Here is a 4,780-nt window from a genome sequence, read left to right as displayed (position 1 = left end):
GCGGCCACGACCATGGCGCCGGCAGCAAGGACGATGTCCTTGACGACGTACTGACCCATGAGCGAGGGGCCGTGCGGGAAGAGCTGGTCGGTGAACAGGACGAGAGGCGACATGATCCCGACGAGGGCACCGGTCAGGACGACCAGGCCGAGGCGGACGAATCGGCCGGTCACCAGCGTCAGTCCGATGAAGGTCTCGACGATGGCGGTCATGAGGACGGCGTGGTGTCCGGCGACGACGCCGAAGGTGAGCCGCTCGATGGTGGCCGCCGCGATGTCCTCGGCCGGGCTGAGGCCCGGGAAGAACTTCAGGATGCCGAAGCCGAGGAAGACGAGGCCGAGGCTGATGCGAAGGAGCGCAACGCTGAAGCGCTCGAGGAGGCCGTGGAGCTGATCGAGGACGGCCGCGAGAGCCGGCTTCGGGAGGTGGATCTGACGACCGGGACGGTCGGCGACATACTGCGACATGGTGACTCTCCTTGGAGTGCTGTTGGCGTCGACAGCACAGGTGCCTGACGCGGCAGGGAGATACGCAAGGGCGTGAGGATGAGTGCAGGTACCCAGCCGGAATTCGCCCGGTTTGCCAACGTGTGCCCCGGTGTGTGAGCGCGTGGGAGGCTAGGGGGATGGCCCTGGCTGTGTGCCTCCTGTTCGACCCGCGGACCGACCGGCTGATCCGCGAGCTGTGGGCGCGGCTGGAGGAGAGAGGCATTCGGACGCTGGAGTCACACACCCACGGAAGGCACCTACCGCACCTGTCCTATGCGGTTCTCCTCGAGTGGGACGTCGGGCTCGTCCACGCAGCCATGGAGGACCTCCCGGACAAGGGCGGCTTCGAGGTGAGCTTCCAGGGCACCGTGGCCTTCCCGCGAGGCCGCGCGGCGCTGGCACCCGCGGTCCCGGCCGACGTGGCGGCCCGGCAGGAGGCGGTCGCGGCGGCTGTGGTCGAGGCCGGTGCAGTGCTCCATCGGCACTATGGTCCTGGTCGCTGGGTGCCGCACGTCTCGTTGGCCACTCGGGCGACGGGACCCGCGCTCGCGGTCGTCGTCAAGGAGGTCGCCGACATCCTGCCCCTCACCGGTGCGGTCGACCGGGCGGCCCTCGTCGACAGCTCCACCGGCCGGACCTGGCCGCTGCCCGGCGTGCCCTGACGTGGACCTGTGGCGATCCGGGTCAGGTCGACGCTGTCGGCCACACCATGGTGGACGTCGTGACCGTGCGGACGCCGGCAGCGGGGGTGGCGCCCGAGACCGTCACGGTGTGGGTGCCGGGCGGCAGATCGCCCAACGATGCCCGCGCGGATCCGTCACCGTCGAGTGAGACGACCTCTCGAAGGATGACGTCGCCCGTCTCGGTGCTGACCGTGACGACGAGCGTTGACGGCGATCCGGCCCCGAGCGGTCCGGCATCGGCGTCCACGTCGGTGTCGACATCCACCTCGAGCGGCTCGCCCTCGACGACGAGGTCCGGCACCCGGGCGCGGACGCTGACGGTCGAGAGGTCGCGACGACGGACCGGCCTGGCCGTGAGCAGCTCCTGGATCTGGTCGAGCACGAAGCGGTTGCACTGCAGGGCGCTGTGGTTCTCGGGCACGCGCACCGCGAGGTTGGTGTCCAGGCGCTCGTCGTGCCCGATGGCCCCGGTCAGCGGGACGGTGCCGTCGCCGTAGTCGTTCTCCGAACCGAACGACTCGGAGACCGCGGCGCGCCCGTCGGCAAGCCGGACCGTCGTGTTCGTCGGCTGGCGGATCCCGACGATGAGGTGCGCGATGCCCCGGCTGTCGGCCCGCGCTCGCTCGCTCTCCTGCAGGTCCGTGTGGAAGGCCATCGCGTCCTTGACCATCTCGGTGCGCAGCTCCGGCACGGTGGTCTCCGTGGTCTTGAGGAACTCGGACCCGTCTGTGATGCAAGCGAACTCGGGCATCAGCTGGTGCAGTGACGGAAGGCTCCTGGCGAAGTCGGTGAGGTTGATCGACAACGGCCCGATGCCCTTCCGGACGCCGTTGACGAGCTGCTCGATCGCGTTGGTCGCGCCACGCCAGGGTGTGCCCAGGGTGATGAGCTTGCGGGTCACCTCGTGGCCCCCGCACCGCTCGATGTACCAGCGTGCGACGAGGCCACCCATGGAGTGGCACACAAAGACGAGTCGCGCGTCGTCGTACTGCCCGCCCTGTGCACGCCAGCGGTCGAGTGCCGGTTCGACGATGGTCGCGAGGTGCTGACCGTTGTAGCGGTTCGACAGGCGCCAGTCATACGGCGCGAGGACCAGGTTCGCAGGGCGGCTGCCGGCCGCCTCGTGGTACCCGAGCGACCGGAGGTGGTCAACGAGGACGTCATAGCCCTTCAGCGGGGTCCAGATCCCGGGGATCGCGTGGACGTCCGGCATCAGTCCCACCGGCTCGACCCCGTCCTCGGGGTGGGCGTCACCGATGCCCTCCGGCAGACCGTGGTCGAGGATGCTGTTGCGCCTGGTCAACAGGTTCCAGACCGCCCCGCCCGACGGCGCCCAGAAGAGGTTGTCTGCGGCCGGCGAGCCGTCCTTGCCGCGCACCCCGAGCGTGCTGCCCATGATCCCGGGCAGGACGACGACCACGTCCTCGTTGTTCATCGCAGTGTCCACCCCAGTGCCAACTTCAGTGCTCGGTGCGCCCCCATGGCTCAACGGTGGCACGGGATCCATCCGGATGTGACGGGTTCGGTCAAGGACCGACTGCCGACCGGTAGGCGTCCCAGACCTCCGGACGGATCCGGCCACGGTCGCTCACCGGGAGACCGGCCGCGAGGGCCCAGGCGCGCACCTCCGCCGTCGTCGGCTCTCGCGGTGGCACCGGTCCAGCGGGCTCGAGGTCGTAGAGGTGCGGCTCGGCGCCGAGCTCCAGCCTCGCCTCGTGGAGGGAGGCTGCCAGGAACCGGTACGTCCACTCCTGGGCGAGTCCCCGCGTCTCGCAGAAGGTGATGGGCACCGTCGGGTACCTCGCCTGGCATTCGGCGATGGCGTCGGCCACCGCCGACGGCCGGACGTGCCCCAGCGAGAAGACGTGGGAGTACTTGTCCTCCACCACCACCGCCCCATGCCGTATGCCGCTGAGCTCGGCCAGCGCGTACCGCAGCTTCCCGTTGAGCAGGCTTGACGCCAGGTCCTGCAGGGACTTGCGCTCGACGGCCGCCACGACCCGTCCGTCCAGCTCGACCGCGTAGTCGCCGACGGCCAGTGCCTGCTTGCGGGTGACGGCCTGCTGGCGGCTGAACCGCCACCCGTAGCGCTCATGGGTGTCGACGAGGATCTCCAGCTCGGCGGGCGCGGTGCCGGGTTCGTCTACGGTCGTGCGGGGGCGGGCGGTGGGGATCCTGACGTTGGGCCGGGCCTGCTTGGCCGTGCGCGGCGTCTGCCAGAAGATGACCTGCCGTCCCTTGGCCCGGGCGAGCACGAACTGGGACCGGTTCTCCCGGCCGCGGTCGAGCACGAGGTCGATGGCCGCGCCGCGGCTCGTGCAGACCCGCGTCGGCACGCGCTCGACGATCTCCGCGTCCAGTGGCCACCCCTCGGCGCGATGGCAGTAGACCTTGCTCGTGCGAGGCCACGTTTCGCGGGCCTTGAGGACGACCCCGTCCGGGCCGAGCGGGATCCGCACGAGGTAGGGCAGCGAACTGCCCTCCTCGGGGTTCCGGGCCACGAGGAAGTCGTCGGGCACGAGCACAGTCTGCCGCAGCACCGCGCGACCTCGGGGTCCTCAGGCCATTGCGTCCTTCGAGGCGTGGCGCAGCACGACGACCTCGATGGGCTCGCTGCGGCCCCTGATCTCGAGGACCCGATGCTCCTCGTCGGCCATGGCGAGGTGGGCTGCGTCGGCCGACGCGTTGCTGACGAGGACCTCGCCGGGCCCGGCGACGGAGGCCAACCGGGCGGTGGTGTTCACCGTGTCTCCCAATGCGGTGAAGTCATCGACCGAGCCGTTGAGCGCGGTCGCGCCGACGAAGGCGTCCCCGGTGTGGACCGCGGTCCCGACGGGGATCGGGCCCATCGGAGTCGCCTTCCGGTCGGCGACGCGGTCGGCCAGGTCGAGGGCTGCGCGGATGCCCGCGCCGGCATGGTCGGGGCCGCTCACGCCGCCGAAGAACAGGCCGATGACCTCGTCGCCGACGAGCTTGTCGACGATCCCGTCGTGGTCGACGATGGCGCGGGTGGCGAGCTTGTAGAAGCGGTCGAGGAAGGCGTGGAACTCGGTGGGCCGCATCTTCTCGCCCAGCGCGGTCGAGCCGCGGATGTCCGAGAACAGCAGGGTGCACGGGATCTCGACCCCGGTGAGGCCGTGCTTGCCCAGCTCAACCGTGCACTTGTTGCACAGCATGGGGTTGGACGAGCGGCCGAAGCCCCGGACCCGGAACGCAGCGCCCCCGATGCCGCCGAACGGCACCATGCACAGTTTGCATCGCGGCTCGGAGGGGATTCGCCTGAACAGCCGTCGATGCTCGTCCATGCCGGGGTGCACGCCCATCATGTAGAGACGGATGTCCTCGGGCGACATCTTGGGATCCGACCCGGTCACCCCACGAATGTACGCCGCGCTGCGGGACCTCACCCGCGCTTTGGCGGCGGTTGCTGATCCTCCGGCTCCATTCTCAGCGTCAGCCTCGCTGGCGCATGCCATGACGGCGGCGCGGCTTCGGGGTGGTGGAGGTCGAAGGCGGGGCGCTCGGAGCGGATCCGGGGAAGCGAGGTGAAGTTGTGCCGCGGCGGCGGTGACGAGGTGGCCCACTCGAGCGAGGCGCCGTAGCCCCAGG

5 protein-coding genes and 1 pseudogene are annotated in these 4,780 nt (G+C 70.2%); 1 reads left to right on the top strand and 5 read right to left on the bottom strand.

What is annotated here, in order from left to right:
- On the bottom strand, positions 1-467 hold a 467-nt coding region (locus tag ABF401_RS08595), incomplete at its 3' end, for a DoxX family membrane protein (RefSeq protein WP_353509130.1).
- A 158-nt stretch (positions 468-625) separates the two neighbouring features.
- Here ABF401_RS08595 and ABF401_RS08590 point away from each other — a divergent pair.
- Entirely contained in the window at positions 626-1,150 is a 525-nt protein-coding gene (locus tag ABF401_RS08590) for a 2'-5' RNA ligase family protein (protein ID WP_353509129.1), read from the top strand.
- Positions 1,151-1,172: 22 nt separating this feature from the next.
- Here the strand turns inward: ABF401_RS08590 and ABF401_RS08585 are convergent, their stop codons facing one another.
- The 4 genes and pseudogenes from ABF401_RS08585 to ABF401_RS08570 all read right to left on the bottom strand — a co-directional run.
- On the bottom strand, positions 1,173-2,606 hold the full coding sequence (locus ABF401_RS08585; RefSeq protein WP_353509128.1) for a lipase/acyltransferase domain-containing protein: 1,434 nt from the start codon (positions 2,604-2,606) through the stop codon (positions 1,173-1,175).
- A 91-nt stretch (positions 2,607-2,697) separates the two neighbouring features.
- On the bottom strand, positions 2,698-3,711 hold the full coding sequence (locus ABF401_RS08580; protein ID WP_353509127.1) for an ERCC4 domain-containing protein: 1,014 nt from the start codon (positions 3,709-3,711) through the stop codon (positions 2,698-2,700).
- An 18-nt stretch (positions 3,712-3,729) separates the two neighbouring features.
- A complete protein-coding gene (locus ABF401_RS08575; RefSeq protein WP_353509126.1) occupies positions 3,730-4,545 on the bottom strand; it encodes an adenylate/guanylate cyclase domain-containing protein in 816 nt (271 codons plus the stop codon).
- Between the two features lie 29 nt (positions 4,546-4,574).
- A pseudogene (locus ABF401_RS08570) lies at positions 4,575-4,780 on the bottom strand (aa3-type cytochrome oxidase subunit I); the annotation flags it as partial.

The sequence above is a fragment of the Intrasporangium sp. genome, assembly GCF_040414665.1.
Classification (GTDB): Bacteria; Actinomycetota; Actinomycetes; order Actinomycetales; family Dermatophilaceae; genus Intrasporangium.
Note: the sequence above shows the minus strand (reverse complement) of the source record. Positions and strands in the feature narration are given on the sequence as shown.